General features: G+C 36.0%; 21 protein-coding genes. 12 read left to right on the top strand and 9 right to left on the bottom strand.

Features of this window, described 5'->3' with window-relative positions; translation table 11 throughout:
• Positions 1–170 precede the first annotated feature (170 nt).
• The 3 genes from A4F88_RS10640 to A4F88_RS10630 all read right to left on the bottom strand — a co-directional run bounded on the left by A4F88_RS10640 (position 171) and on the right by A4F88_RS10630 (position 3,172).
• Positions 171–1,184 carry a zinc-binding alcohol dehydrogenase family protein gene (locus A4F88_RS10640; RefSeq protein ID WP_068842591.1) on the bottom strand — a complete coding sequence of 338 codons (1,014 nt, stop codon included), beginning with the start codon at positions 1,182–1,184 and terminating at the stop codon, positions 171–173.
• Between the two features lie 222 nt (positions 1,185–1,406).
• Positions 1,407–2,261, bottom strand: coding sequence for a fumarylacetoacetate hydrolase family protein (locus A4F88_RS10635; RefSeq protein ID WP_068842590.1), 855 nt, complete (start codon positions 2,259–2,261; stop codon positions 1,407–1,409).
• A gap of 146 nt (positions 2,262–2,407) precedes the next feature.
• On the bottom strand, positions 2,408–3,172 hold the full coding sequence (locus tag A4F88_RS10630; RefSeq protein ID WP_068842589.1) for an SDR family NAD(P)-dependent oxidoreductase: 765 nt from the start codon (positions 3,170–3,172) through the stop codon (positions 2,408–2,410).
• A gap of 325 nt (positions 3,173–3,497) precedes the next feature.
• On the opposite strand from A4F88_RS10630, the gene A4F88_RS10625 reads away from it, so the two are divergent.
• From A4F88_RS10625 to fucP, 7 genes are all read left to right on the top strand, one after another.
• Positions 3,498–4,646, top strand: a complete 1,149-nt coding sequence (locus A4F88_RS10625) for an ABC transporter substrate-binding protein (protein WP_068842588.1) — start codon at positions 3,498–3,500, stop codon at positions 4,644–4,646.
• Positions 4,643–5,791: a CaiB/BaiF CoA transferase family protein gene (locus A4F88_RS10620; RefSeq protein WP_068842587.1), complete on the top strand. Its 1,149-nt coding sequence runs from the start codon at positions 4,643–4,645 to the stop codon at positions 5,789–5,791. Before A4F88_RS10625 ends, A4F88_RS10620 begins: the two co-directional genes overlap by 4 nt.
• Positions 5,792–5,966: 175 nt before the next feature.
• The gene (locus A4F88_RS10615) at positions 5,967–7,103 is read left to right on the top strand and encodes a CaiB/BaiF CoA transferase family protein (RefSeq protein WP_068842586.1); all 1,137 of its coding nucleotides are present in this window, start codon (positions 5,967–5,969) and stop codon (positions 7,101–7,103) included.
• Between the two features lie 2 nt (positions 7,104–7,105).
• Positions 7,106–8,332, top strand: a complete 1,227-nt coding sequence (locus A4F88_RS10610; protein WP_068842585.1) for an extracellular solute-binding protein — start codon at positions 7,106–7,108, stop codon at positions 8,330–8,332.
• A gap of 35 nt (positions 8,333–8,367) precedes the next feature.
• Positions 8,368–9,426 carry a Gfo/Idh/MocA family protein gene (locus tag A4F88_RS10605; RefSeq protein ID WP_068842584.1) on the top strand — a complete coding sequence of 353 codons (1,059 nt, stop codon included), beginning with the start codon at positions 8,368–8,370 and terminating at the stop codon, positions 9,424–9,426.
• Between the two features lie 103 nt (positions 9,427–9,529).
• A complete protein-coding gene (locus A4F88_RS10600) occupies positions 9,530–9,976 on the top strand; it encodes a MaoC/PaaZ C-terminal domain-containing protein (RefSeq protein WP_068842583.1) in 447 nt (148 codons plus the stop codon).
• 137 nt (positions 9,977–10,113) lie between these two features.
• Positions 10,114–11,412, top strand: coding sequence for an L-fucose:H+ symporter permease (fucP, locus tag A4F88_RS10595; RefSeq protein WP_068842582.1), 1,299 nt, complete (start codon positions 10,114–10,116; stop codon positions 11,410–11,412).
• 87 nt (positions 11,413–11,499) lie between these two features.
• Here fucP and A4F88_RS10590 read toward each other — a convergent pair whose 3' ends face one another.
• On the bottom strand, positions 11,500–13,944 hold the full coding sequence (locus tag A4F88_RS10590; RefSeq protein ID WP_068842581.1) for a glycoside hydrolase family 3 N-terminal domain-containing protein: 2,445 nt from the start codon (positions 13,942–13,944) through the stop codon (positions 11,500–11,502).
• A gap of 267 nt (positions 13,945–14,211) precedes the next feature.
• On the opposite strand from A4F88_RS10590, the gene A4F88_RS10585 reads away from it, so the two are divergent.
• On the top strand, positions 14,212–14,958 hold the full coding sequence (locus A4F88_RS10585) for an NUDIX hydrolase (protein ID WP_068842580.1): 747 nt from the start codon (positions 14,212–14,214) through the stop codon (positions 14,956–14,958).
• Positions 14,959–15,011: 53 nt separating this feature from the next.
• Here the strand turns inward: A4F88_RS10585 and A4F88_RS10580 are convergent, their stop codons facing one another.
• The 4 genes from A4F88_RS10580 to A4F88_RS10565 all read right to left on the bottom strand — a co-directional run bounded on the left by A4F88_RS10580 (position 15,012) and on the right by A4F88_RS10565 (position 21,501).
• Entirely contained in the window at positions 15,012–15,512 is a 501-nt protein-coding gene (locus A4F88_RS10580) for a hypothetical protein (protein ID WP_068842579.1), read from the bottom strand.
• A 229-nt stretch (positions 15,513–15,741) separates the two neighbouring features.
• Positions 15,742–17,118 carry an efflux transporter outer membrane subunit gene (locus A4F88_RS10575; RefSeq protein ID WP_317041609.1) on the bottom strand — a complete coding sequence of 459 codons (1,377 nt, stop codon included), beginning with the start codon at positions 17,116–17,118 and terminating at the stop codon, positions 15,742–15,744.
• 48 nt (positions 17,119–17,166) lie between these two features.
• Positions 17,167–20,331, bottom strand: a complete 3,165-nt coding sequence (locus A4F88_RS10570; RefSeq protein WP_068842577.1) for an efflux RND transporter permease subunit — start codon at positions 20,329–20,331, stop codon at positions 17,167–17,169.
• 6 nt (positions 20,332–20,337) lie between these two features.
• Entirely contained in the window at positions 20,338–21,501 is a 1,164-nt protein-coding gene (locus tag A4F88_RS10565; RefSeq protein WP_068842576.1) for an efflux RND transporter periplasmic adaptor subunit, read from the bottom strand.
• Between the two features lie 264 nt (positions 21,502–21,765).
• On the opposite strand from A4F88_RS10565, the gene A4F88_RS10560 reads away from it, so the two are divergent.
• From A4F88_RS10560 to A4F88_RS10550, 3 genes are read left to right on the top strand one after another with little or no spacing between them, the layout of a single operon-like run.
• Entirely contained in the window at positions 21,766–22,815 is a 1,050-nt protein-coding gene (locus A4F88_RS10560; protein ID WP_073075433.1) for a sensor histidine kinase, read from the top strand.
• Positions 22,812–23,543: a LytR/AlgR family response regulator transcription factor gene (locus A4F88_RS10555; RefSeq protein WP_068842574.1), complete on the top strand. Its 732-nt coding sequence runs from the start codon at positions 22,812–22,814 to the stop codon at positions 23,541–23,543. Before A4F88_RS10560 ends, A4F88_RS10555 begins: the two co-directional genes overlap by 4 nt.
• Positions 23,544–23,561: 18 nt before the next feature.
• On the top strand, positions 23,562–23,855 hold the full coding sequence (locus A4F88_RS10550) for a DUF3861 domain-containing protein (RefSeq protein ID WP_068842573.1): 294 nt from the start codon (positions 23,562–23,564) through the stop codon (positions 23,853–23,855).
• A gap of 147 nt (positions 23,856–24,002) precedes the next feature.
• On the opposite strand, the gene A4F88_RS10545 is transcribed toward A4F88_RS10550, so the two are convergent.
• Entirely contained in the window at positions 24,003–24,236 is a 234-nt protein-coding gene (locus A4F88_RS10545) for a thioredoxin (RefSeq protein ID WP_068842572.1), read from the bottom strand.
• 183 nt (positions 24,237–24,419) lie between these two features.
• On the opposite strand from A4F88_RS10545, the gene A4F88_RS10540 reads away from it, so the two are divergent.
• Positions 24,420–25,151: a YggS family pyridoxal phosphate-dependent enzyme gene (locus tag A4F88_RS10540; RefSeq protein ID WP_068842571.1), complete on the top strand. Its 732-nt coding sequence runs from the start codon at positions 24,420–24,422 to the stop codon at positions 25,149–25,151.
• Positions 25,152–25,169 lie beyond the last annotated feature (18 nt).

Raw genomic sequence — 25,169 nt, 5'->3', positions numbered from 1 at the left:
TGGTTATTAAGGTTTAATAGTAGCTAGATTTTCACATTTTTGTCATCCTGACAAAGGAAGGATCTTCACAAGAATCTCCTCATAGAAATTCGCCAATCTTTGTAGAGTTTCTTGCGAAGATTTCTCGTTCATCGAAATGACAAAGTTTGCGTAAAACTTTAACTATACTCTTAGTCTATTTCAATTAAAGCTTTGATGACATTGTTTTTTGGATCGATTAATTGTCCGAAATCAGTAATCATTTCAGAAAAACTTGTTCTGTGTGTGATGTATTTCTTCGGATCGATTTTTCCTTCTTTCAAACATTTCATTACATATTCGAAATCTTCAATAGTTGCATTTCGACTGCTCATCAAAGTCGATTCTCTTTTGTGGAAATCGGGATGACTAAAACTTAATTCGCCTTTTTGAAGTCCGACCAAAACAAATCTTCCACCATGCGAAATGTAATTAAAAGCACTATTCATTACTTTTTGATTTCCAGTTGCATCAATTACCACGTTTGCCATGTCGCCTTTTGTCAATTCAGCCAGTTTTGTGGTTACATCATTGTTTAACGGATTGATCGTTTCATCGGCATTTAATTCCGTTTTGCAGAAATTTAATCGGTAATCGTTGATATCCATTACGATGACTTTTGCTCCAGCAATTTTAGCAAACTGAATCAATCCAATTCCAATTGGCCCTGCTCCCATTACCAAAACCGTATCAGTTGACTTAACAGCCGCTCTTCGTACTCCGTGTGCTGCAATTGCCAATGGTTCAACCAAAGCCAGTTCATCATAATCTAAACCTTGACCGTGAAGTAAATATTGTTCTGGAATTGAAACATATTCAGCCATTCCGCCATCAATATGAACTCCAAAAACTTTAATATTTACACAGCAGTTTGTCAATCCGTTTCGGCACGCAACACATTTTCCGCAATTGAAATACGGAATAAAAGTTACTTTATCACCCGGTTTAAAACCTGCTGCATTTCCTTTTACATATTCTGCAGCCAATTCGTGCCCTAAAATTCTTGGATATTCAAAATACGGTTGAGTGCCACCAAAAGCGTGAATATCAGTTCCGCAGATACCTATTCTTTTTATTTTTAAGAGAACTTCACCGTCTTTTGGTTCGGGAATTTCTTTTTCTTTTAGTTTAAATTCCTGCGGCTTTTCGCATACAATAAATTTCATCTTTGATTTTTTTAAAACTAACTCGTAGGGTACAATTCGTAAACATTTTATTTAAACACATAGAAACATAGATTTTTTCCTTTTTAAACAAGAAGACTAAAATAAATGATACATCATTTACACATAGCTATGTTTGTTATTGCAAGTGAAACGCCTTTTTTAGATAAACAAAATCTATGTTTCTATGTGTTTAAAAATAATTATGCGCAACGAGTTAATAATTTACTTTTTATATGCAACAGCTGTCTGCTTGCTTGTTCCTAAACCTTCAATTCCAAGTTCTACAACATCGCCTGCTTTTAAATAAACCGGATCTGGCTTAATCCCCAAACCAACTCCCGGAGGCGTTCCTGTACTAATGATATCGCCCGGAAGTAAAGTCATAAACTGACTTAAATAATGTACTAAATACGGAATTTTGAATACAAGGTTTAAAGTATTACTGTCTTGGTATTTTTTACCGTTTACGCTTAACCACATCGATAAATTATCAACATCTTTTACTTCCTCTTTCGTAGCCAAAAATGGTCCAAGAGGCGCAAATGTATCGCATCCTTTTCCTTTTGCCCATTGTCCGCCGCGCTCAATTTGAAATTCTCTTTCGCTGTAATCGTTCAATAGAGCGTAACCTGCAACGTAATCTAAAGCTTCCGCTTCTTCAACATAACTTGCTTTTTTACCCACGATAAATGCTAACTCTACTTCCCAATCGGTTTTTACACTGTTTTTTGGAATAATTACATCATCATCCGGACCGCATAAAGAAGTTGTTGATTTAAAAAAGATAATTGGTTCTGTTGGAATTGGAGCACCTGTTTCTTTACAGTGATCCACATAATTTAACCCTATGCAGATTATTTTTGAAGGTCTCGCTACCGGAGATCCTAAGCGTACACTGGCATCAACTTCTGGCAAAGAAGGATTGCTTTCTAATGCTTTTTGCAGTTTTTCCAATCCGTTTTCTTCAAAAAAACTTTCGTTGAAGTCTGAAACGATAGAAGAAACATCATATCTTTTTTCATTAATTAAAACTCCTGGTTTTTCTTTTCCGATTTCTCCAAAACGTATTAATTTCATTGTATATATTTTTTTTTTAAAGTTACTAAGGTGCTAAGGTTCTGAGATTCTAAGGTTTTCTTTTAAAGGTATTGAGGGATTAAGGTTTTAAGATTCTGAGTTTTTTCCTTAATGCCTTAGAACCTTAGTCCCTCAGAACCTTCAAATTAATTATTCAGTTTAATAAATCCTCCGTCGATTGGGTAGTCGCATCCGGTGATGAATCCGGCTTCTTCGCTGCATAAGTATAACGCCAAAGCGGCAATTTCGTCTGGTTTTCCCATACGACCAATTGGCTGCGATTTAGACAATTTTTCGAACATTTCTTCTTCTTTTCCGGCGTAATTTTTAGAGATAAATCCATCTACAAAAGGCGTATGAACTCTTGCCGGAGAAATAGAATTACATCTGATATTTTCACTTAAATAATCTCTTGCTACAGATAAAGTCATCGCCATAACAGCTCCTTTTGCAGTTGAATAAGCAAATCGGTCTGAGATTCCAACCCATGCCGCAATCGACGCCATGTTTAAAATTACACCGCCATTTGAAAGTCGGAACTGTGGGATCGCAGCAAACAAGCAGTTGTAAACGCCTTTTACATTTACGTCCATTACACGATCAAAATCAGTTTCAGAAGTCGTATCAGCTTTTCCAACATTAGCAATTCCGGCATTATTGATTAGAATATTGATATTTCCAATTTTTTCGAAAGTCGCTTTGACATCAGCCTGATTGGAAACATTACACCCATACGAAAACACATTTCCTCCTGCATTTTTAATTTCGTCAACAGCATCCTGTGCACTTTCAATAGATAAATCGATAATATGAACTTCTGCTCCCTGTTTGGCAAACAAGCACGCAATTGCTCTTCCAATGCCGCTTCCGCCTCCTGTTATGACTGCTTTTTTATTTTGTAATGAAAACATTTTAAATGGTATTTAGTATTATAGAAATCAACTTTTATGGCTTTAAACATATCCAATAAATAATAAATGTAAAAAACACAATTACAAATGTAATCGATTAAAACAATATTTGCATTTTATTTTTATACTAATATAATAAAATGATCATTCTTTAATAAATTATAACATTTTTTATTCGGTTTGTAAAAAAATACAATTCCTTCGAAACTATTATCAAAAAAAATTATGCAAAAAGTTACATTTCCTTGTGCAATCCAATCTTATTTCTAATTTTGTAATTGTATTTTTTACATTTATTATTTTACCTACACCTAAATCAATACCAATGGCAGTATTAAAAGGCATTACGTGGAATCATACAAGAGGTTTACTCCCAATGGTTGCAACGGCACAACGCTTTACCGAGTTAAATCCGGATATCGAAATTACCTGGGAGAAAAGAAGTTTACAAGAATTTGCAGATGCTTCTATCGAAGATCTGGCAAAACGATTTGATCTATTGGTTATCGATCATCCGTGGACAGGTTTTGGAGCGCATACTAATGCTATACTCCCACTTTCAGATTTTCTGCCTGCCGATTATATTAAAGATCAGGAAATAAATACCGTAGGAAAATCATACGGAAGCTATGTTTTCAGTAATAAATTATGGGCTTTGCCAATTGATGCTGCGACTCCCGTTGCTGCAACCCGTTTGGATATTTTAGAAAAAAAGGGACTTGAAGTTCCTCAGACATACGATGATTTATTGGCTTTGGCTAAAAAAGGATTAGTTGCCTTTGCAGGAATTCCGGTTGATGTTTTGATGAGTTTTTATATGTTTTGCTGCAGTTTAAGCGAAGCTCCGTTTCAGTCTGAAGAAAAAGTTATTTCTATAGAAACAGGAAAAAAGGCTTTGCAGCTATTTCGTGAACTGGCACAATTAATTGATCCGAAGAATTTTAACCGAAACCCAATTCAGGTTTACGAAGCAATGGTCAATTCAGATGAAATTGCCTACTGCCCTTTTGCTTATGGATATTCTAATTATTCACGAGCCGGATATAGCAAAAATCTGCTTCATTTTTATGATTTGGTTAAGCTGAACAATGCGCCTATGATAAGCTCTCTGGGCGGAACAGGATTAGCGGTTTCATCTTTCAGTAAACACATTCCGGAAGCGATTCGTTATGCTGAATTTACAGGCTCGTCTCATGTTCAGCAGAATATTTTTGCCGATAACGGAGGTCAGCCGGGACATTTACAAGCCTGGAAAAATGACCGAATCAATTCTATAACTAACAATTATTTCAAGAATACTTTACCCGCTTTAGAAAGAGCTTTTTTAAGACCAAGATATTCCGGACATATGTATTTTCAGGATCATGCAGGCGATGTAGTTCGTGATTATTTAATGAATGGTGGTGACGAAGAACTGGTTTTAGATGCATTGAATGCACTTTATGCTAAATCCTTAAAACTGCAAAATTCATGAAACCATTAGAAGGATTAATTGTATTAGAGTTCTGCCAGTTTTTGGCGGGTCCTTCTGCCGGATTAAAATTAGCCGATTTAGGTGCAAGAGTGATTAAAATTGAGCGTCCTGTAAAAGGCGAAGCCTGCCGACAATTAAGCATCAAAGATCTTTTTGTTGACGACAGCAGTCTTTTGTTTCACACGATTAACAGAAATAAAGAATCTTTTTCAGCCGATTTAAAAAATCCAGACGATCTAGTTTTAATTAAAAAACTAATCGAAAAGGCAGATATTATGACGCATAATTTCAGACCGGGTGTAATGGACAAAATCGGTTTAGATTTTACTGCAGCACTTACGATTAATCCAAAAATAATATACGGAACCATAACAGGTTACGGCGATAAAGGTCCTTGGGCAAAAAAACCGGGACAGGATTTGCTTTTGCAATCACTCTCAGGTTTAAGCTGGCTGAGCGGCCGAAAAAGTCAGGGACCTGTTCCGTTTGGTCTGGCTGTCGCCGATTTAATGTGCGGCAATCATTTTGTGCAGGGAATTTTAGCAGCTTTATTAAAAAGAGTCAAAACCGGAAAAGGCGTTTTGATTGAAGTGAGTTTACTGGAATCGATTTTAGATGTTCAGTTTGAAGCGATTACTTCTTTCTTAAATGATGGCGGACAACAGCCGGAACGAGGTGATATTAAAGGAAGTGCGCATGCTTTTTTAAGTGCACCTTATGGCGTTTACAAAACACAAGACGGCTTTTTGTCTCTTGCTATGGGCGATTTACTTTTCATTGCAAAAACACTAGGTTTAGATTTAAGTGCGTTTGCGGATAAACATCTTTGGTTTGAAAAAAGAGACGAAATCAGAACTATTTTGAGTGAAAAAATTCAAACCCAAACTTCTGATTATTGGATTGAAATCTTGCAGAAAGAAGGCATTTGGTGCGGAAAAGTTTTCAATTATGAAGAATTAGATAATCAGCCTTTTGTAAATGAATTACAGCTGAAACAAACCGTAAAAAATACTGAAGGCGAAACTTTGATAACCACCAGAAGTCCGATACAATTGGATGGCGAGATATTATTAAGTGAAAAAGCAGCGCCAAAAGTAGGTCAGGATAATTTAAGCATACACAAGGAGTTTATTGAATCTAAATAATACTCAACAGCTTAAATTAAAATCTGCTTTAATCTGCACAAATCTGCGTAAAAAAATCTTTATGCAAAAAAGTTATTTCACGCAGATTCAAAAAATTTTAGCAGATCAAATTAGATTTTTAATTATTGAAGGAAAACGATTAAACAAATAAACGATTCAACGAATAAACAAAAAAATGAAACCTTTAGAAGATTATTTAATAGTAGATTTTAGTCAGTTTCTTTCGGGTCCGTCGGCGAGTCTTCGCCTGGCTGATTTGGGAGCGCGCGTTATAAAAATTGAAAAACCGGGAACTGGCGATATCTGCAGAACCTTATATACTTCTGACTTAATCATGAACGGTGAATCGTCTGTTTTTCATACCATAAACAGAAATAAAGAATCGTTTGCCATTGATTTTAAACAGCCGGAGGAACTTCAAAAATTAAAAAAATTATTGGCTAAAGCCGATGTTGTCATGCACAATTTCAGACCAGGCGTTATGGAGCGCATTGGTTTGAGTTATGATGATGTAAAAGTGATAAACCCAACGGTGGTTTACGCTTCGATTTCTGGTTTCGGCAATCATCCTGAACTTAAAGATTTACCGGGACAAGATTTGTTATTACAGTCCTTAACGGCTTTAACCTGGCTGAGCGGCAATCACGAAGACGGCCCTGTACCAATGGGATTGTCAATTGTTGATATGCTGGCTGGCGCGCATTTAGCACAGGGAATTTTAGCGGCTTTATATCGAAAAGCAGCACAAAATATTGGCGGAACAGTTCAGGTAAGTATGCTCGAATCGGCATTTGATTTTCAGTTTGAAACGATTACCACTTTCTTTAATGACGGCGGTGAACTTCCTGTTCGTACCAAAACCAATAATGCACATGCTTATTTGGGCGCTCCTTACGGAATTTACGAAACTAAGAACGGTTATCTGGCTCTGGCAATGGGATCAATTCTGGTTTTGGCTTCATTGCTAAAATGTGATGCATTATTACAATTCCCAAAAAATAAATTTACGCTTAGAGACGAAATTAAAAATATTCTGGCTTCTCACCTATTGACACAGGAAACGCAGTTTTGGCTGGATATTTTAGAACCTGCCGACATTTGGTGTGCCGGAGTTTTAAACTATGAACAGCTCTTCAAAGAAGACGGTTTTAAAGTTTTAGAATTTACACAGCAAGTTGAAATGCTTGATGGTTACTCCTATAAAACGACAAGATGCCCTATAAAAATCGACGGTGAATACTTTACATCGACTAAAGGTTCTCCAAAATTAGGACAAGATAACGAGCGAATTATAAAAGAATTTATAGCATAGATATGGAAAAATTTAGAATCGCTGTTAGAAAATTTTCTCCTTTTGAAAGCACGCTGCAAAAGCTGTGGGATAAATTCTGTCTGAAAAATAATGTTGAGGTTGAAGTTGAAATGATTCCGCTTGAACTGCACGATCTTTATGAAGAAACTATCGTGAATAAAGGTTTAAAAAACGGAAGATGGGATATTGCACACTTAAATACCGATTGGATTTTTGATGCTGCAAATGAAAGAGCGGTTCTCGATTTAACTTCTTTTATCAACCAAAATCCACCGCAGGATTATCCTGAAGGATGGCATCAATCGTTATTAAACCTACAGCATATTAATGGCAGTATTTATGGACTTCCGTTTCACGATGGGCCGGAATGTTTGATTTACAGAAAAGATTTATTTGAAGATTTATCCGAAAAAGAAAACTTCAGGAAACAATTTGGTTACGAATTGTTCCCTCCAAAAACTTGGGAGCAATTCACCCAAATTACCACATTTTTTAATCGGCCGGAAAGTAATTTATTCGGCTGTGTTTTTGCCAATTATCCCGACGGTCATAATATGGTTTTTGATTTCTGCCTGCAGTTATGGACTCGTGGCGGATCTCTTTTAAACGATCAAAATAAAATAAATATCAATCATAATCCAGCAGCTGCAGCATTAGATTATTATAGAAAAATCGTTAACAATACAAATGCCCTTCATCCGGGTTCGAAAAATTTTGGTTCTGTTGAAGCTGGAATGGCTTTCGCCGAAGGACAAGCCGCAATGGCAATTAATTGGTTTGGATTTGCTTCGATGTGTGAAGTAATTGAGGAATCGAAAGTAAAAGGCAAAGTTGACATTACTGAATTACCGCACGATGAAAACCACAAAACGGCTTCATTAAATGTGTATTGGCTTTATACAATTGGTATTGGAAGCAAAAATAAAGCACTTGCCTATGATTTTTTGCGATTTGCAACAACTGCCGAAAGCGATAAATTATTGACAACCGAAGGCGGCATTGGATGCAGAAAATCAACCTGGAATGATGCCGAAATCAATAAAACGATTCCCTATTATCATAAACTGGAAATGCTGCATGAAAATGCTTTGACTTTACCGCAAACACCAATTTGGCCAAAGGTGGCAGAATTGATAGATCAAATGGTTTTAAAAGCAATTGAAACAGATATTCCCTCGGAAAAACTTTTAGAACAAACACAGGAAAATATTGAAAAACTAACGAATTGATTAGAACTGATCAATAAACTTAAAATAGCACAAAAATGAATATTCCCTATAAACCTTTACTGCCCGAAACCAAACAGCCCATTATCATTATCGGTGCAAGCGGTATTGTAAAAGATGCGCACCTGCCTGCTTACAAAATGGCTGGTTTTACGGTTTTTGGCATTACGAACAGAACAATTGCAAAAGCACACGATTTAGCTAAAGAATTTGAAATTCAGCATGTTTTTGAGAATGTTGCTGAAGCAGTAAAAAATGCGCCATCAAATGCGGTCTACGACATTACGGTTCTTCCGGATCAATATATCGAAATATTGGAACAATTACCCAACGATGCTGCGGTTTTGATCCAGAAACCAATGGGAAATGATTTGGCTCAGGCTAGAGAAATTGTAGCAGTTTGCGAAAGAAAAAACCTTGTTGCAGCGATCAATTTTCAGCTTCGTTTTTCGCCTTTTGTCAGCGCTGCGAGGTATTTAATTAACGAAGGATTGATTGGCGATTTATACGATTTTGAATTTAAAATAACGGTAAATACGCCATGGGAATTGTTTCCACTAATTAAGGAGCATCCTAGATTGGAAATTCTTTTTCACAGTGTTCACTATATCGATTGCATACGTTCGTTTATGGGAAATCCGAAAAGTGTGATGGCAAAAACAGCCAAACATCCGCTTAAAAAATTGTCATCGAGCCGTTCTACGATTATTTTAGATTATGGTGAAGACAAACATGTGGTGATCAATACGAATCACGATCATCATTTTGGGCCAAATCATGAAGAAAGTTACATTAAATGGGAAGGTACAAAAGGCGCCATCAAAGCCAAAATGGGATTACTAATGAATTATCCCGACGGACTCCCGGATATTTTTGAATATGCGATTGAGGACGAAAACGGTCAATATGAATGGAAAAAAGTTAACCTTGAAGGTTCCTGGTTTCCAGAAGCTTTCATCGGGACAATGTCTAATCTAATGCGCTTTAAAGAAGGCTCAGATTCTAAATTATTAGCAAGCGTTCAGGACATTTTAGATACCATGAAGGTCGTTGAAGCCTGCTACATCAGCAATACAAACGGAGGAATTTTAATCTAAGTCTTAAAGTCAAAAGTCGAAAGTCTTAAAGCCTTGGTTTTATTACACTTTACAACTTTGGACTTTCGACTTTAGTCTTTACAACTTTCAAACTAAAAAATATATGTATTTCAAATCAACATTTTTCGAGGATTATAAACTTGAAGATAAAAGAGTTACATTAGGAAGAACCATTACAGAAACTGATTTTGTGGTTCATGCCGGACACACGGGAGATTTTTTCCCGCATCACATGGATGAAGAATGGTGCAAAACACAGCCATTCGGACAGCGTATTGCGCACGGAACTATGGTTTTTGCCATCGGTATTGGATTAACGGCATCAGAAATAAATCCTGAAGCTTTTTCGAGAGGATACGATAAAATGCGCTTTGTAAAACCGGTTCATATTGGCGATACAATCCATTCTGAAATCACGATTTCCGAAAAAGGCGAAGCAAAAAATCTAGAAATGGGAACCGTAACAGAACATGTCGAAATCATTAACCAAAGAGGTGAAGTGGTTTTGGTCTGCGACCACCTTCTTTTGGTTAAAAAGAAACTTTTTTAAGGTGCAAAGGTTCAAAGCAACAAAGGAACAGAGGTTTTCCTCTTAATATCTTTAAAAAAGACGCGCTGTTGAGCATCTTTACAAATCTTTGAACCTATGAACCTTTGCCCCTTTGAACCTTTAAAAAAAACTAACTAATGCAAGTAACAAACCAAACAGGCGATCTTCACGAAGTGCCAAACGAAGGCGGAAAAACCAACTATCTTCTGCCATTTATTTTAATTACCAGCTTATTTTTCCTTTGGGGAATGGCGCATAATCTGGATTCTATTTTAATTCCGCACTTAAAAAAGGCGTGTGAATTAAACAACCGCCAATCGACATTGATTGATACTTCGGTGTTTTTCGCCTATTTTATAATGGCGATTCCGGCGGGAATGCTTATTAAACGATTTGGTTACAAAAACAGTATTATTACCGGATTATTGGTTTTCGCTGCGGGAGCCTTTTTATTTGTGCCTGCTGCCAATACCAGAACCTATGAATTGTTTTTATTCGCCTTATTTGTAATTGGCTGCGGCTTAACGATTTTAGAAACAAGTGCCAATCCGTATGCGGCGATTTTGGGCCCTGCTGAATCTTCTTCTAAGAGACTGAACTTAGCAGCTTCTTTCAACGGATTAGCCGCGATGGTGGCTCCAATTGTGGGTTCACTATTTATACTTTCCGGAAAAAATCATACTCCGGAACAAATGGCAGCAATGCCGGAAGCTGAAAAAGCATCCTATTTATTAGGCGAAGCGGCTGCCGTAAAAATGCCGTATATCATTTTAGGAAGTGTATTGGTTTTAGTGGCGATTATATTCTATTTCATGCATTTGCCTTCGATGAAACCACAACATACTGAAGCTGAAATTAAACCTGGATTTTTCTCTGTTTTAAAATTTCGTCATTTAAGCTGGGCTGTAGCAGCTCAATTCTTTTATGTGGGTGCGCAGGTTTGCATTACGAGTTTCTTTATTAGAATTGCACAGCAAGGTGCTCATTTAGACGAAAAAACTGCCGGATATTATCTTGGTATTTATGGTTTCTTGTTTATGGCTGGACGTTTTATTGGTACTTTTTTCCTAAAGTTTGTAAAAGACTATACTTTACTTTCTATTTACTGTGCGGCAAGTATTCTGCTTTGCCTATTAGCTATTTACGGAACCGGAATTGTGGTTATTTATGCCTTGGGCGGTATCGGATTTTTTATGTCGATTATGTTCCCAACTATTTTTTCTTTAGGATTGGTTGGTTTAAAATCAAATACTGAAACGGGTTCATCATGGCTGGTAATGTCAATTGTGGGCGGAGCGATTCTTCCATACGGAATGGGGACTTTAATTGATATGAAACATGATGATATTCAGTCTGGATATATCATTCCGCTTTTGTGTTTTGTGATTATTTTATCGTTTGGATTGTATGGTCATAAGGTTAAAACAGTGAAATAAGATTTTTTATTTTAAATGACAAAAAGCCTTCAAAACAATTGTTTTAGAAGGCTTTTCTTTATTTAATACTAACCAATATTAAATACTTTATGGTTTAAGCTCTGTAAATTTAGAATCTAATTCAAAAGCTTTTTTAACTTTTTCAACGGTAATTTCTTTTGGTACAGAGAATTCAGCTGTTTTTTTAATGTTTAAAGAAGAGGTTCCAACTAAAATTTTATAAGTTCCGGCTTCGGCAATCCAGGCATTTCTATTTTCTAAAAATGAAGCGAGATCTTTTGGAGACAAAGTCAGTTGTAAAGTTTCACTTTCTCCCGGTTTTAATTCTTTGGTTTTTCCAAATGCTTTTAACTCTTCTTTTGGTTTGTCAATTGATTTTGTGGGCGCCGAAAGATAAACTTCAACTACTTCTTTTCCGCTGACTTTTCCGGTGTTTTTTACAGTAACTGAAACGGTCATTTTAGAATTGAAAACAGGCGAACTTAATTTTACATTTGTATAATCAAAATTGGTATAAGAACCGCCAAAACCAAATTCATAAGAAGGTTTCACATTGAATGTATTGTAATAACGATATCCCACATAAACACCTTCTGCATAAGTTACGCTTGTTGGATCATTGGCAGGTGTTCCTAACCAGTTTTTGGCTGATGGTGTATCTTCATATTTTATTGGAAAAGTCATGGTCAATTTACCGGACGGATTAACTTTTCCGGAGAAAACATCTGCTACAGAATTCCCTCCTTCTTGTCCCGGCTGCCAGGATAGTAAAATAGCATCTGCTTTATCTTTCCAGCTGGCTGTTTCGATAACACCGCCAACATTCATAATTACAACTACTTTTTTTCCTTTTGCATGAAATGCTTCTGATACATGGTTAATTAACTCTACTTCATCTGCTGCCAGATTAAAGTCATTGTCTATAGATCTGTCTCCTCCTTCACCGGAATTTCTTCCAATTGTAATTATAGCCAGTTCAGCTTCTGATGCTGTTTTTTCTATTGCATTTTTTTCTAATTTTAATTCCGGTAACCTCTTTGGCAAGGCTAGAAAACCTTCTTTTTTACGGTTTTCCATTTCAATATTTTTCACTTTAGCCACAAATGGTGTGTAGGTGTTTTTTAATTCTTCGTCAAGCGAAAAACCGGCATTTTTTAAACCATCTATTAGTGAAATCGTATAAGCTTCGTTGACATCTCCACTTCCTGTTCCGCCAGAAATAAAATCATAAGAAGTAACTCCAAAAGCTGCAACTTTTCCTTTTTTATTGGTGTAAGGCAAAACATTTTTCTCATTCTTTAATAAAATGATTCCTTCGCTGGCTGCCTGTCTGGTAACTTGTGCATTTTCTTTCAGGTTTGGATGATCAGAGTACTTGTAGTTTTCCATCACCGGAGATTTCAAAACCAATTCTAAAATCCTTTCTACATTGGTATCAATGACTTCTTTAGAAAGTTCTTTGTTTTGCATATTTTCAACAATAGCTTTCTTTTGAGCTGCAATTCCGGGCATTAGTAGATCATTTCCGGCATTAAGCTGTTGTGTTACATTACTGGATCCTGCCATGATAGATTGTGCTCCGGCAAAACCACCAAACCAGTCTGTCATTACGATTCCTTTAAATCCCCATTCATTACGAAGAATTTCTGTTAGCAAATCTTTTCTGGCAGAAGTATAGGTTCCGTTAATCAAATTGTAGGATGACATTACCGTCCAGGGATTAGATTCTTTTACTGTGATTTCAAAGCCTTTCAGATAAATTTCACGCATGGCTCTTTCGCTGATATGTTCGTTAATCGAAAGACGATTTGTTTCCTGATTATTTGCTGCGAAATGTTTAATTGAAGTTCCTACTCCATTCGACTGAATTCCTTTTACCATTGCCGAAGCTATTTTTCCGGAAACCAACGGATCCTCAGAATAATATTCGAAGTTTCTGCCACATAACGGGTTTCTGTGAATGTTTAAAGCAGGCGCCAGTAAAACATCAACACCATATTCTTTTACTTCATTTCCCATTGCTTTTCCCACTTTTTCGATCAAAGCCTCATTCCATGTCGATGCTAAAGCAGTTCCAACCGGAAAAGCAGTGCAATAGTAGGTTTTGGAATCGTTATCGCGAATGGGTTTTATACGAAGTCCCGCAGGACCATCGGCCACAATAATTGCCGGAATTCCTAAACGCTTTATTTCATAAGTTCCTCCTGCAGCTCCGGGAACACGACCTTCGATGGCACCAACAACAGGTTTAATTCCGTCAAATCCCGGCATTCCGGTTCCCATTAAAAATGTAGCTTTTTCATCATCGGTCATTTTGGTGACTAAATCATGTGCCCTTTCTTTTATCGAAAGCCTAGTATCTTCATAAATATCAAGTTTTCCGTTTTTGTTTAAATCTTTAAAAGTAAATCCATTTATGGTTAAGAGTCGCGGATTTGTTTCGTCATCCGGAATTGTATTCCATGATAAATTTGAAATCACTAAAACGGTTAAAAGTGATGTTCGTGCTGTTTTTTTAATGGTTAGTTTCATAGTTAGAAATTTTACAGAATTTGAATGAAAATATAGTAAGTGGTTTTTTGAAATTTTTCATTGCTTCATAATGAAGCAATATTAAAAACTTTTTCTCATATCAACAAATAAATTCCTCTAAAATTTCATTTTCATGAATTATAAATATCTAAAAATGAGCATTTACCAAGCCTGAGCAGATAGCAATAAAAACCTAAAAAAGAAGTTTAGATTTTTTTGTTGCTTCATAATTTTCAAAAACAGTACATTTGAAAACAAATCATTGTAATGGAATTTAAAAAGATACTTGAACAGCAATCTGAGGCAGCGTGGAAAAAATACATTCCAACGCTTTCTATTGATTGTGTGATTTTTAGCTTTCATGAAACTTCTCTTCAGGTTCTGACTCTTAAAATGAAAGATCAGGAATCCTGGGGACTTCCGGGAGGATATGTGCAAAAAGATGAAAATGTAGATGATGCTGCGATTCGTATTTTAAAAGACAGAACCGGAACTGAAAATATCTACTTACAGCAATTTTACACTTTTGGTAATCTAAAACGTTCTGAAAGTGCTTTTGAAGATTATCCTGATGATCTATGGAACAAACAGCGATTTGTTTCGATTGGGTATTATGCCTTGGCAGAATATTCAAAAGTGAATCTGGTTATTGATGAATATTCATCGGCTTGCGAATGGAAATCGATTGATGATTTACCACCATTTATGATGGATCATAAAGCTATTTTTGAGAAAGCTTTACTTACGCTTCGGGAACAATTAAACAATCATCCGATTGGTTATAACCTTTTACCTGAAAAATTCACTATGCCGGAACTTCAAAAGTTGTATGAAATCATTTTAGATAAAAAACTTAACCGTGGTAATTTCTACCGTAAAATTCTTCGTTACGACATTTTAACCAAACTTGATGAATCACGAAAAGGCGGTGCACACAAAGCTCCGGATTTGTACCGTTTTGATGTAGAGAAATACAATATTGCCTTAAAAGAAGGCCTAAAAGGAAGCTGGTAAAACAAAAAAAACGCCCCATTTCTGAGGCGTTCTTCCAATTTAGTTAATTCTGTTTAATGACGATCATCATGCCCATGCTTCTGATCTTTGTTGGAATAATCTTTTCCGTTTTTTGAATTGTCTTTTCTGTCGTTTCCCTTCTCTGGCTTTTGTTTCCCCTCATGTTTATTGTTTTTCTCCGGTCTGTTTCCTCTGTTTTTTTGAGGTGGTCCCTGATAACCTTTTGGATAACTGGTTCTGTGTTTTTTATGATACGTATAAGGAGCATCTCCTCTGTAATCATTTAAAACTACTTTATAACCTCCATAAAGATCATATTGTCTGTATTGTACCGGTAATTTGCTTTCACGAATCCATCTTCCGTTATTATCATAAATAAACTGACTTTGGTTTACATCATAATAAACATCAATATCCGGTAAGTAATAATATCTGCTATTGTCATTTCCCTGAGGTCCCCAGTTTGGAGGTGTACCAATGTTGACATTGATTGAAACTTGCGCAGTTGCAAAAACACTCATCAGGAGCATTAGAGCGATTCCTAATTTTTTCATTTCGTTTGTTGTTAAGTATTAAATTTGATTTGAAACAAAGCTAAAGTAGTGCCATCATTTTACCTTTCTCCTATACATTATACGGAAAGGCAAAACCAATCGACGTATAGCACTTCTTAACCGACAGAAGTTCTCCAATAAAAAAACGCCTCACAAAGGAGGCGTTTTTCGTTTCAACAATTTAATTTAATAGCAGTGGAAATTTTCAAAAAAGATTTTGATCAGAAATCTATTTCCATCCACCACCTAAAGCACGGTACAAATCAACTACAGCTTGCAACTTCTGTAAATTATCGTTAACACCGCTCAATTGAGCAGCTAAAAGGTTTTGTTCTGATGTTAATACATCGGTGTAATTAGTTGCAGAACTATATTCTAAAAGTTGTTGTGTAAAATCAACTGCTTTTTCTAAGGCTTCAATTTGTTTTTCTCTCGAATCTTCTTTTTCAACTGCCATTTGATAAGCATAAAGCGCATTAGAAACTTCCTGACCTGCAACTAAAAGGCTTTGCTGGAAATTATTATAAGCCTGCACTTGTCTTGATTGTGCGTTTGTCAATCTTGCTCTGTTAAGTCCCTGATTAAACAATGGTTGTGTCAATCCTCCAATTATAGAATAGAAAATAGACTGATCGAAGAAGTTTTTTAATTGCAAAGTCGATAATCCGCCACTTGCTGTAAGTGTCAAACTTGGATAAAAATAGGTTTTAGCCATGTTTGTTGTTTCGAAAGCAGTTCTGAAATCAAATTCAGCCTGACGTACATCCGGACGATTTTCTAATAATTGTGCCGGTAATCCAATCGCAATTTTTTCAGGTATTACCTGATCGGCTAAAACACCTCTGTCAATTGGTCCCGAAGCTTGCCCAAGCAAAATATTAAGTGCATTTTCGGTCTCACGAATGCTTCTTTTTAAGTCCGGAATCAAAACTTCGGCCGCGTGCTGGTTCGCCTCACTTTGTACTACAGATGCTCCGGTTACTATTGCTCCTTCTTTTAAGGCTTTTATAACTTCAACATTTTTGATACGGCTTTCTAAGGTTGATTTCGTAATTTCTAATTGTTTATCATATGCTAACAATAAAAAGTAATTGTTGGCAATGTCTGATATCAATTGAGTTTGAACTGCTTGTTTGGCAGCATCTGTAGAAAGATACGTTGCCAGAGCTGCTCGTTTAGAACTGCTTAGTTTTCCCCAAATATCAGCTTCCCAGGATGTACTTAAACCTAATTTATAGGTTGTAGTTAAGGTATTGATATTAATTCCTGCCGGAAAATTTAATGCGGCTTTAGATTGCTTATTACGTGTTGCATTTGCATCCAGCTCCAAAGTTGGATAATAAGCCAATTTGGTCTGACGCAAAGTTGCTCGTGCCTGAACAATGTTTTCGATCGCATTTTTTAAGTTGAGGTTCTGGTCTAACCCTTTTTGAATTAAAGCATTTAGTTTTTGATCTTTAAAAACAGTTTGCCAGGGCATATTAGCAATCGTAGTCGAATCGGTACCGGATTGGTCTCGATATAACTTATCCGTCGAAAGGGTCGATGGACGCTCGTATTTCTTAGTAATCGAACACGCACTTAAAAGTGTGGCTGTGATTATCATAAGAATATATTTATTTGAACTATGAGTCATTTTTTCTTAATTAAATTATTACTCTTTATGAGCTTCTATAAGTTGTATTTCCTCGTCATCATCTTCATCAAAACTTGCTTTCGCCGGACCACTTATTCTTTCCTGTAAACCCTGGAAAATGATAAACAATACCGGAATAACAAATACTCCTAAAATGGTTCCGATTAACATACCTCCAACAGCTCCTGTTCCGATCGATTTATTACCAACAGCTCCTGCTCCTGTAGCAAACATTAAAGGAACAAGTCCTAAAATAAAGGCGAAAGAGGTCATTAAAATTGGTCGTAAACGTGCTACGGCTCCTTCGACTGCGGCTTGTACAATTGGCATTCCTTTACGCCTTCTTTCGAGGGCAAATTCGACGATCAAAATACCGTTCTTCGCCAGTAATCCAATCAACATGATTAAGGAAATCTGCAAGTAAATGTTACTGTTTAATTTGAAAATGATCGAGAATAAATAAGCTCCCGCCAATCCAAACGGAATGGATAACAATACCGCAAATGGTAAAATATAACTCTCGTATTGTGCACTTAATAAGAAGTAAACAAACACCAGACACAGAATAAAGATGAAAATAGTCTCACTTCCTGAAGCTAATTCCTCACGTGTTAATCCGGAGAATTCATATCCGTAACCTGCCGGTAATTCTTCGGCAGCAACTTCCTGAATTGCCTTGATTGCATCTCCTGAACTAAATCCGGGATTTGGCGCTCCTGTGATGGCAATAGAAGAGAAAAGGTTAAATCTTGAAATAGATTCCGGTCCAAAAACTCTGGTCATTTTTACAAACTCTGTAATTGGAGCCATTGTTCCCGAGCTGTTTCTCACAAAGATTTTGTTTAATCCTTCTGTATTGGTTCTGAACTCCGGTGAAGCCTGTATCATAACACGGTATTGTTTCCCGAATTTATTGAAATTCGAAGCATACAATCCACCATAATACCCTTGCATCGTAGACAAAATCGTATTGATTGATACGCCTGCATCTTTCGCTTTTGCCAGGTTAATATCCATCATATATTGAGGGAACCCTGGATTAAAAGGCGTTGTTGCATATTGTATTTCTGGACGTTTTGATAATTTTTCTAAGAATTCTGTATTCACTTTAAAGAATTCAGCGGTAGTATGTCCTCCTTTGTCCTGCAATTGGAATTCGAATCCACCACTTTGTCCAAATCCCTGAATGGTTGGCGGAGAAATAAAGAAAATATTAGCTTCGCGAATACCGCTTGTTTTGGCAAAAAGCTGTCCAATTACATCATTAACACTTAATTCACGTTTATCCCAGGTTTCCAGTTTTACGATAACCATACTGTAGGCACTACCTGCTCCTGCTGTAAAGTTTTGTCCTACGATACGAAGGGTATTTTTAACTCCCGGAATCGTATTGGCAATACTGTCTACTTTTTTGGCAATTACTTCAGAACGTTCCATTGAAGCTGATGGCGGCAGACTAATGTTGGCAAAAACAGTTCCCTGATCTTCCGCAGGAACGAAGGCTGACGGAGTCGTTTTCATCATATAAAATAATGCCGAACCTGCAATAACGATAGCCAGAAGTGCAATCCATTTTTTGACAGAAAGGAATGTAACGGAACGTTTGTATTTTTGGGTTACATTATCAAATGCAACGTTGAATGAGGTGTAAAATCTTTGAATAAAACTTTTATGCTGATGATCGTCGGCATGCGGTTTTAAAAGTAAAGCACATAATGCCGGACTTAAAGTTAAAGCGTTGATTGCCGAAAGAATAATCGCAACAGCCAGCGTGATACCAAACTGTTTGTAGAAAACCCCTGTAGATCCATTAATAAAGGTAACCGGAATAAATACGGCTGCCATAACAAGTGTGATCGAAATAATCGCGCCTGAGATTTCATCCATTGCATCAATGGTTGCTTTTTTAGACGATTTATAACCATGATCGAGTTTGGCGTGCACTGCCTCGACGACGACAATGGCATCATCGACCACAATACCAATGGCAAGTACCATTGCAAAAAGCGTTAACAGGTTGATCGTAAATCCAAATAAATTCAGGAAGAAAAACGTACCTACAATCGCTACCGGAACTGCAATTGCGGGAATTAATGTAGACCTGAAATCCTGAAGGAATATAAATACTACTATGAAAACCAATATAAAAGCTTCAATTAAGGTATGAATTACTTTTTCAATAGAAGCATCCAGGTTTTCGTTAACGTCTACCAGAATCGTATATTTTACTCCTTTTGGAAAGTTTTTCGCTGCTTCTTCAATCAGCTTTTTAGAGTTGTTGATTACATCACGGGCATTAGATCCCGGAGTCTGGCTAATTGCCATCGCTGCCGATTCTACACCGTTTGTTTTAATGGTTGAGGCATAACTTAGAGATCCCAGCTCTACTTTAGCCACATCTTTTAATCGCAACATTTGTCCGTTACCTACAGATTTTATGACAATGTCTTCAAATTCCTGGGCACTTGTTAAACGTCCTTTATATTTAATTACATATTGAAATGCCTGATTTCCGTTTTCACCAAATTTACCTGGTGCCGCTTCAATGTTTTGTTCAGCCAAAACAGCCGAAATATCGCTCGGAATCAGTTTGTATTGTTGCATGACATCCGGTTTTAGCCAGATTCTCATAGAGTAATCTTTTGCTCCAAAAACGGTTACATCTCCTACTCCAACTACACGCTGAATTTGTGGTACAAGGTTGATTTTAGCATAGTTTTGAAGGAAAGTCTGATCGTAAGCTTTATCATCACTGTAAAGAGAGAAAATCAATAAGTTACTACTCTGGCTCTTTGTTACCGTTACACCTGCCTGAGTTACCTCTACCGGTAATAAACTTGTAGCTCTGGAAACCCTGTTCTGAACGTTTACCGCTGCTAAGTCTGGATTGGTTCCTACTTTAAAGAAAATTTTGATCGAAGCATTTCCGTCATTAGTTGCTGTAGAAGTCATGTAAGTCATGTTTTCTACACCATTAATCTGCTCTTCAAGCGGAATCACAATACTTTTAAGTACCACATCTGCATTGGCACCAGTATAACTTGCCGAAACGTTTACTGTTGGAGGAGCAATATCAGGGTATTGAGAAATAGGCAACTCAATAAGCCCCAGAATACCTAAAATGACAATAATAACAGATATTACTGTCGAAAGGACAGGTCGTTGTATGAATTTTTTAAACATTTTTTCTTATTTTAAGTCAGCATAAACCGTTTCTGGTTTCTGATTTTGAGGTTTAATTTCACTTCCGTCTTTTAGGGAAGCTACTCCTTCTAATACAATTTCATCTCCTGCTTTTAAGCCGCTTGTTACAACATAATAATTGCCTGCTGTATTTTCAAGGATGGTAATGTTGGTGTTTTTCGTTTTTCCGTCTTTGCCCACTGTTACTGCAAAAATTTTGTCCTGAAGTTCAAATGTGGCACTTTGAGGAATTAGAATAACATCTTTTACATCTTTTGGAATTCTTACTATTGTACTGCTTCCGCTTCTGATGATTCCTTTTGGGTTAGGAAAACGTGCTCTGATGTTTACGGAACCCGTTTCTGTATTAATAAGTCCGTTTACCGTTTCTACATATCCTTTTTCAGGATAAACAGAACCATCTGCCAGAATTAATGAAACGGGCGGTATTTTTTTAATTGTTTGCGTTAACGAAGATCCTGCACCGGCATTTTCAGTAAAGTTTAAAAGCATTTTTTCGTTTAATGCAAAATAGGCATACACATTTCCAATACTAGAAACAGTTGTTAAAGGTTCTGTGGTATTAGAACTTACTAAGCTTCCTAAACGAAACGGAATAGAACCTACAACTCCGTTAACCGGACTTGTTACGGTAGTATATCCTAAATTGGTTTTAGCATTTACTAAAGCGGCATTTGCCTGTGCTAATGATGCTACAGCAGATTCATAAGTATATTGTGCCGATTCTAAATCGTATTTACTAATGATTCCTTTTTCTACCAGTGGTCTTACTTTATTTACAGCCAGTTTTGCCGAACTTAAATCTGCCTGAGCACTTTTTATACTTGCTGTTGCAGTACGAACCTGTTGTTCGTATTCCGGCGCATTGATTTTAAACAAAGGCTGACCTGCTTTTACAACAGCACCTTCATCAACAAAAATCTTTTCGATGTAGCCTTCAACTCTCGGTCGGATTTCTATGTTTTGCTGTCCCTGGATACTTGCGGGAAAGTCTGTATTTAAGGTTGTGGATTTCGGCTGCAATGTCAGCGTTTTATACTCTTTGACTTGTGGTGCACCTCCGGCCTGAGCCGATTTGTCATTTTTATTACCACACGATGTGATGATAATAGCTGCTGCGAGAATGCTTAAAAAGGATTGCTTATTCATTGTGAAAATGTGTAATTATCAATTTATATCGAAACAAAAGAACTAAAATATTACAGGCAAAAAATTTTCAATAGACGTAAAGCAAAAAACAATCGATGGAGATTACTTAAGAACCGATAGAAATTTATTTAGTTAAATTTCTCTATTTTAAAACAAGCTCGTCGGCTCTAAAATGGTTTTTAAGGATTCTGATTCTATTTTGGACGATTGGTTTTATTTCTTTTATAAATATAGTGTAATATTGTCACAAAATCAAAAATTATAATGTCATCAAACTTTTTTAAACCATACATATTCACCGGATTACACATTCTTGCCTGGTTATTATTGGGATTTACCTTATTATTTTATATCCCTCTGACCTGGAATATTGTGCTTCCGAGTATCTTTTGGTTGTGGCAATCGATCGTCTTGTTTTTTATGATTGTTATCTTTTATTCGAATGCTAAAATAATAGTTCCGAAAACAATTATTAAAGACAGGGTCACACCATTTCTATTGTGGGCACTTTTTATCATTTTTGCGATGCAGTTTATTGCTTATTTATACAATCTGAATACCGATTTACATAACAAAATTGCTGCTATACTTGGTTTTAAAAAATACCGAAGCAATTATTTTGACAACTATGTTTTTACGATCACTTTATTGGTTTTAGGTATCAGCACAAGCTGGGCCATGCTACATCACTGGCAAAAAGCGGCACAGCATAAACAAAAACTGGAACAGGATAAAACTATGGCAGAACTTGCGATGCTGAAAGCGCAGATTAATCCGCATTTTTTCTTTAATTCACTTAACAGTATTTATTCTCTTACGTATACCAATATTGAAGATTCCCGTGGTGCACTTCATACTTTAAGCCGTATGATGCGGTATTTGCTTTACAGTACTGAAGGTGAAAGAACTACTGTGCTGAAAGAAGTAGAATTCATGAAAGACTTTATTGCTTTGATGAAACTTCGAGCCAATAGTAAACTAACGATTACAACAGATATTCCGGAAAAATTACACGATTATCCAATTGTTCCGATGTTGTTATTACCTTTAGTAGAAAATGCTTTTAAACATGGCATTCATGCCACAGATAAAAGCGAAATACATATTAAACTTAAACAGGAAGGAACTAATCTTGAATTTGAAGTAATCAATACTTTTTTTGAGAAAACTTCGGTCACTGATCAGGGCGGAATTGGATTAACAAATACCAAACGCAGGTTGCATTTAATTTATCCGAACAAGCATATTATGGTTGCCGGAATTGATCAAAACGGAAATTATAAAGTAAACCTGCAAATAACTTTAGAAGAATGATTGTATTAAAATGTATAGCCGTCGATGACGAACCACTTGCTTTGAAACTGGTGGAAACTTTTATAGGACAAACTCCTTTTTTGCAATTATTGTACAGCTGCGATAATGCGGTAGAAGCCATGAGCCTGATACGGGAACAACAGCCTGATGTTGTTTTTTTAGATATAAACATGCCTAATTTAACGGGAATGGAACTGGCAAGATTGCTTCAGGAACAACCTGGCCCATTGCCTAAAATTATTTTCACAACTGCTTATAACCATTATGCCATAGAAGGTTACAGGGTAAATGCTGTTGATTATTTACTAAAGCCTTTTAGCTATGAAGAGTTTTTAAGAGCCTCTAACAAAGTGCTTCAATTATCTGAAGAAGCTTCTAATCACTTTCATTCTGTTACTGCCGATGACGAATTTATATTTCTGAAAGTAGAATACCAATGGGTTCGAATTTCACTGAAAGATATTTTATATATCGAAAGTTTAAAAGATTATGTAAAAGTACATCTGGAAGATTCACAAAAGGGACTCATGTCGCTTATTTCTTTAAAAGCTCTCGAAGAAAAATTACCAACCTCAAAATTTATGCGAATCAACCGTTCTTTTATTGTTGCCCTGGATAAAATAAATGCAATAAGCAAGAATTCTATATTCATTGGAAAAACAGAAATTACGGTTGGTGAACAATACAAAGAAACGTTTAAAACCATAGTTGATAAATGGTTAAAATAAAATTGAAATAGTATTATCATGGAAAAAAGATCAAACAAATATTATCTGACATTAAGCCTGAAACAATATGCAAATGGTGAAACCGAACCGGCAAAAGAACTTGGTATTGAATTTAGTAATCACGATGAAATCTTTGGCATAATTGAAAGAATTAAAGCTAAAAATATATTTGAAAACGAATCTGAAGCTACACAATTTGCACTTGGACTGAAATTGTTTAGCGAAATAAAAATCAAACATCGTAACAATCCATTGTTTGAAGAACTCAACGAGGTGTTCCCTACCTTTATGAAGAAATTAAAAAGTTTGTAATTTCTTCCTGATTTATCTCAAAAAGTATTGCATTTCGAGAATTCTTATACATCAAAAAAAGACTGATAACTTATTTGTTATCAGTCTTTTTTTGGTTGGAATCAAAACGAAGAAAACTTCTTTGTTTGAGATTAAAAATTTCGTTATCTATCCAATAACATCTGCAATTGAAGCACCAAAATTAATATGAAGTACATTTCCGGTTGGTGTTACCAAAGCCGGAACAGATTGTACTCCTGCTTTTTGAGCTTCAGAAATCTTAGATCTGTCTTCGCCCAAATGTACTACCTCAACATCAGACGGATTAATTAAACTTAAAATATCGTGTTCTGCACTTACACAAACCGGACAACCGGCATGATAAAAAATTGATTTACTCATTGTAATTTGTTTTACTTTGACTTTATTGTCATTACAAAATTAATCAGGTTTAAAATCGTCCTGATAATCCAGTTTTTTCATTTATAATCCTATTCTGGTCTACTTTGAGATTAAGACTGGACTATTGGTAATCCTTAAAACTGGATCTTTTCGATATGCTCCTTACTCCCTATTTTTGACTTTATGAAAGAAGACATTATTTTTAATCTGAAACAGGTTCATCAGCGTATTGAAAATGCCTGTCAATTTTCCGACAGAGAGGTTTCAGATGTTCAATTATTACTGGCTACTAAAACAGTTTCCCCTGAAAAAATCCGAATTGCTATTGATACGGGAGAAACACTGATTGGTGAAAATAAAATGCAGGAGTTACGTGATAAAGATTCGGCTTTGAAAGATTTAAATATCGAACGTCATTTTATTGGTCATCTGCAAACAAATAAAGTAAAAGATGTCCTGAAATATGCCAGTTGTATTCAGTCTCTCGACCGGTTAAGTCTGGCGCAGGAACTAGACAGACAATTACAAAAAGAAGGACATTCTATTGATGTTTTTGTTCAGGTTAATACTTCGTTTGAAGATAGCAAGTTTGGTTTAGCTCCTAATGAGGTAATCTCTTTTCTTAAAGAAATAAAAAATTACCAAACACTGAATATAAAAGGCTTAATGACCATAGGATTACTGGATGTGGAGAAAGAGAAAATGCGTCCTTCTTTATATTGGCTGCGAAAAATCAGGGATAAAATATATCAGGCTGATATTGATGGTATTCACGATTTAAAGCTTTCAATGGGAATGTCACAGGATTTGGAACTGGCTATAGCCGAAGGTTCAAATCTGGTAAGAATTGGAACTTCTGTTTTTGGAAACCGCTTTTTGGGAAAAGAAATCTGGAATGAAAATATTATAGAATAAAGCTTAATTTTGCACCAA

Origin of the sequence: Flavobacterium chilense (genome assembly GCF_001602525.1) — a bacterium.
GTDB lineage: Bacteria > Bacteroidota > Bacteroidia > Flavobacteriales > Flavobacteriaceae > Flavobacterium > Flavobacterium chilense.
The sequence above is the reverse complement of the archived record's forward strand: the minus strand, read 5'-3'. Positions and strand labels throughout refer to the sequence as shown.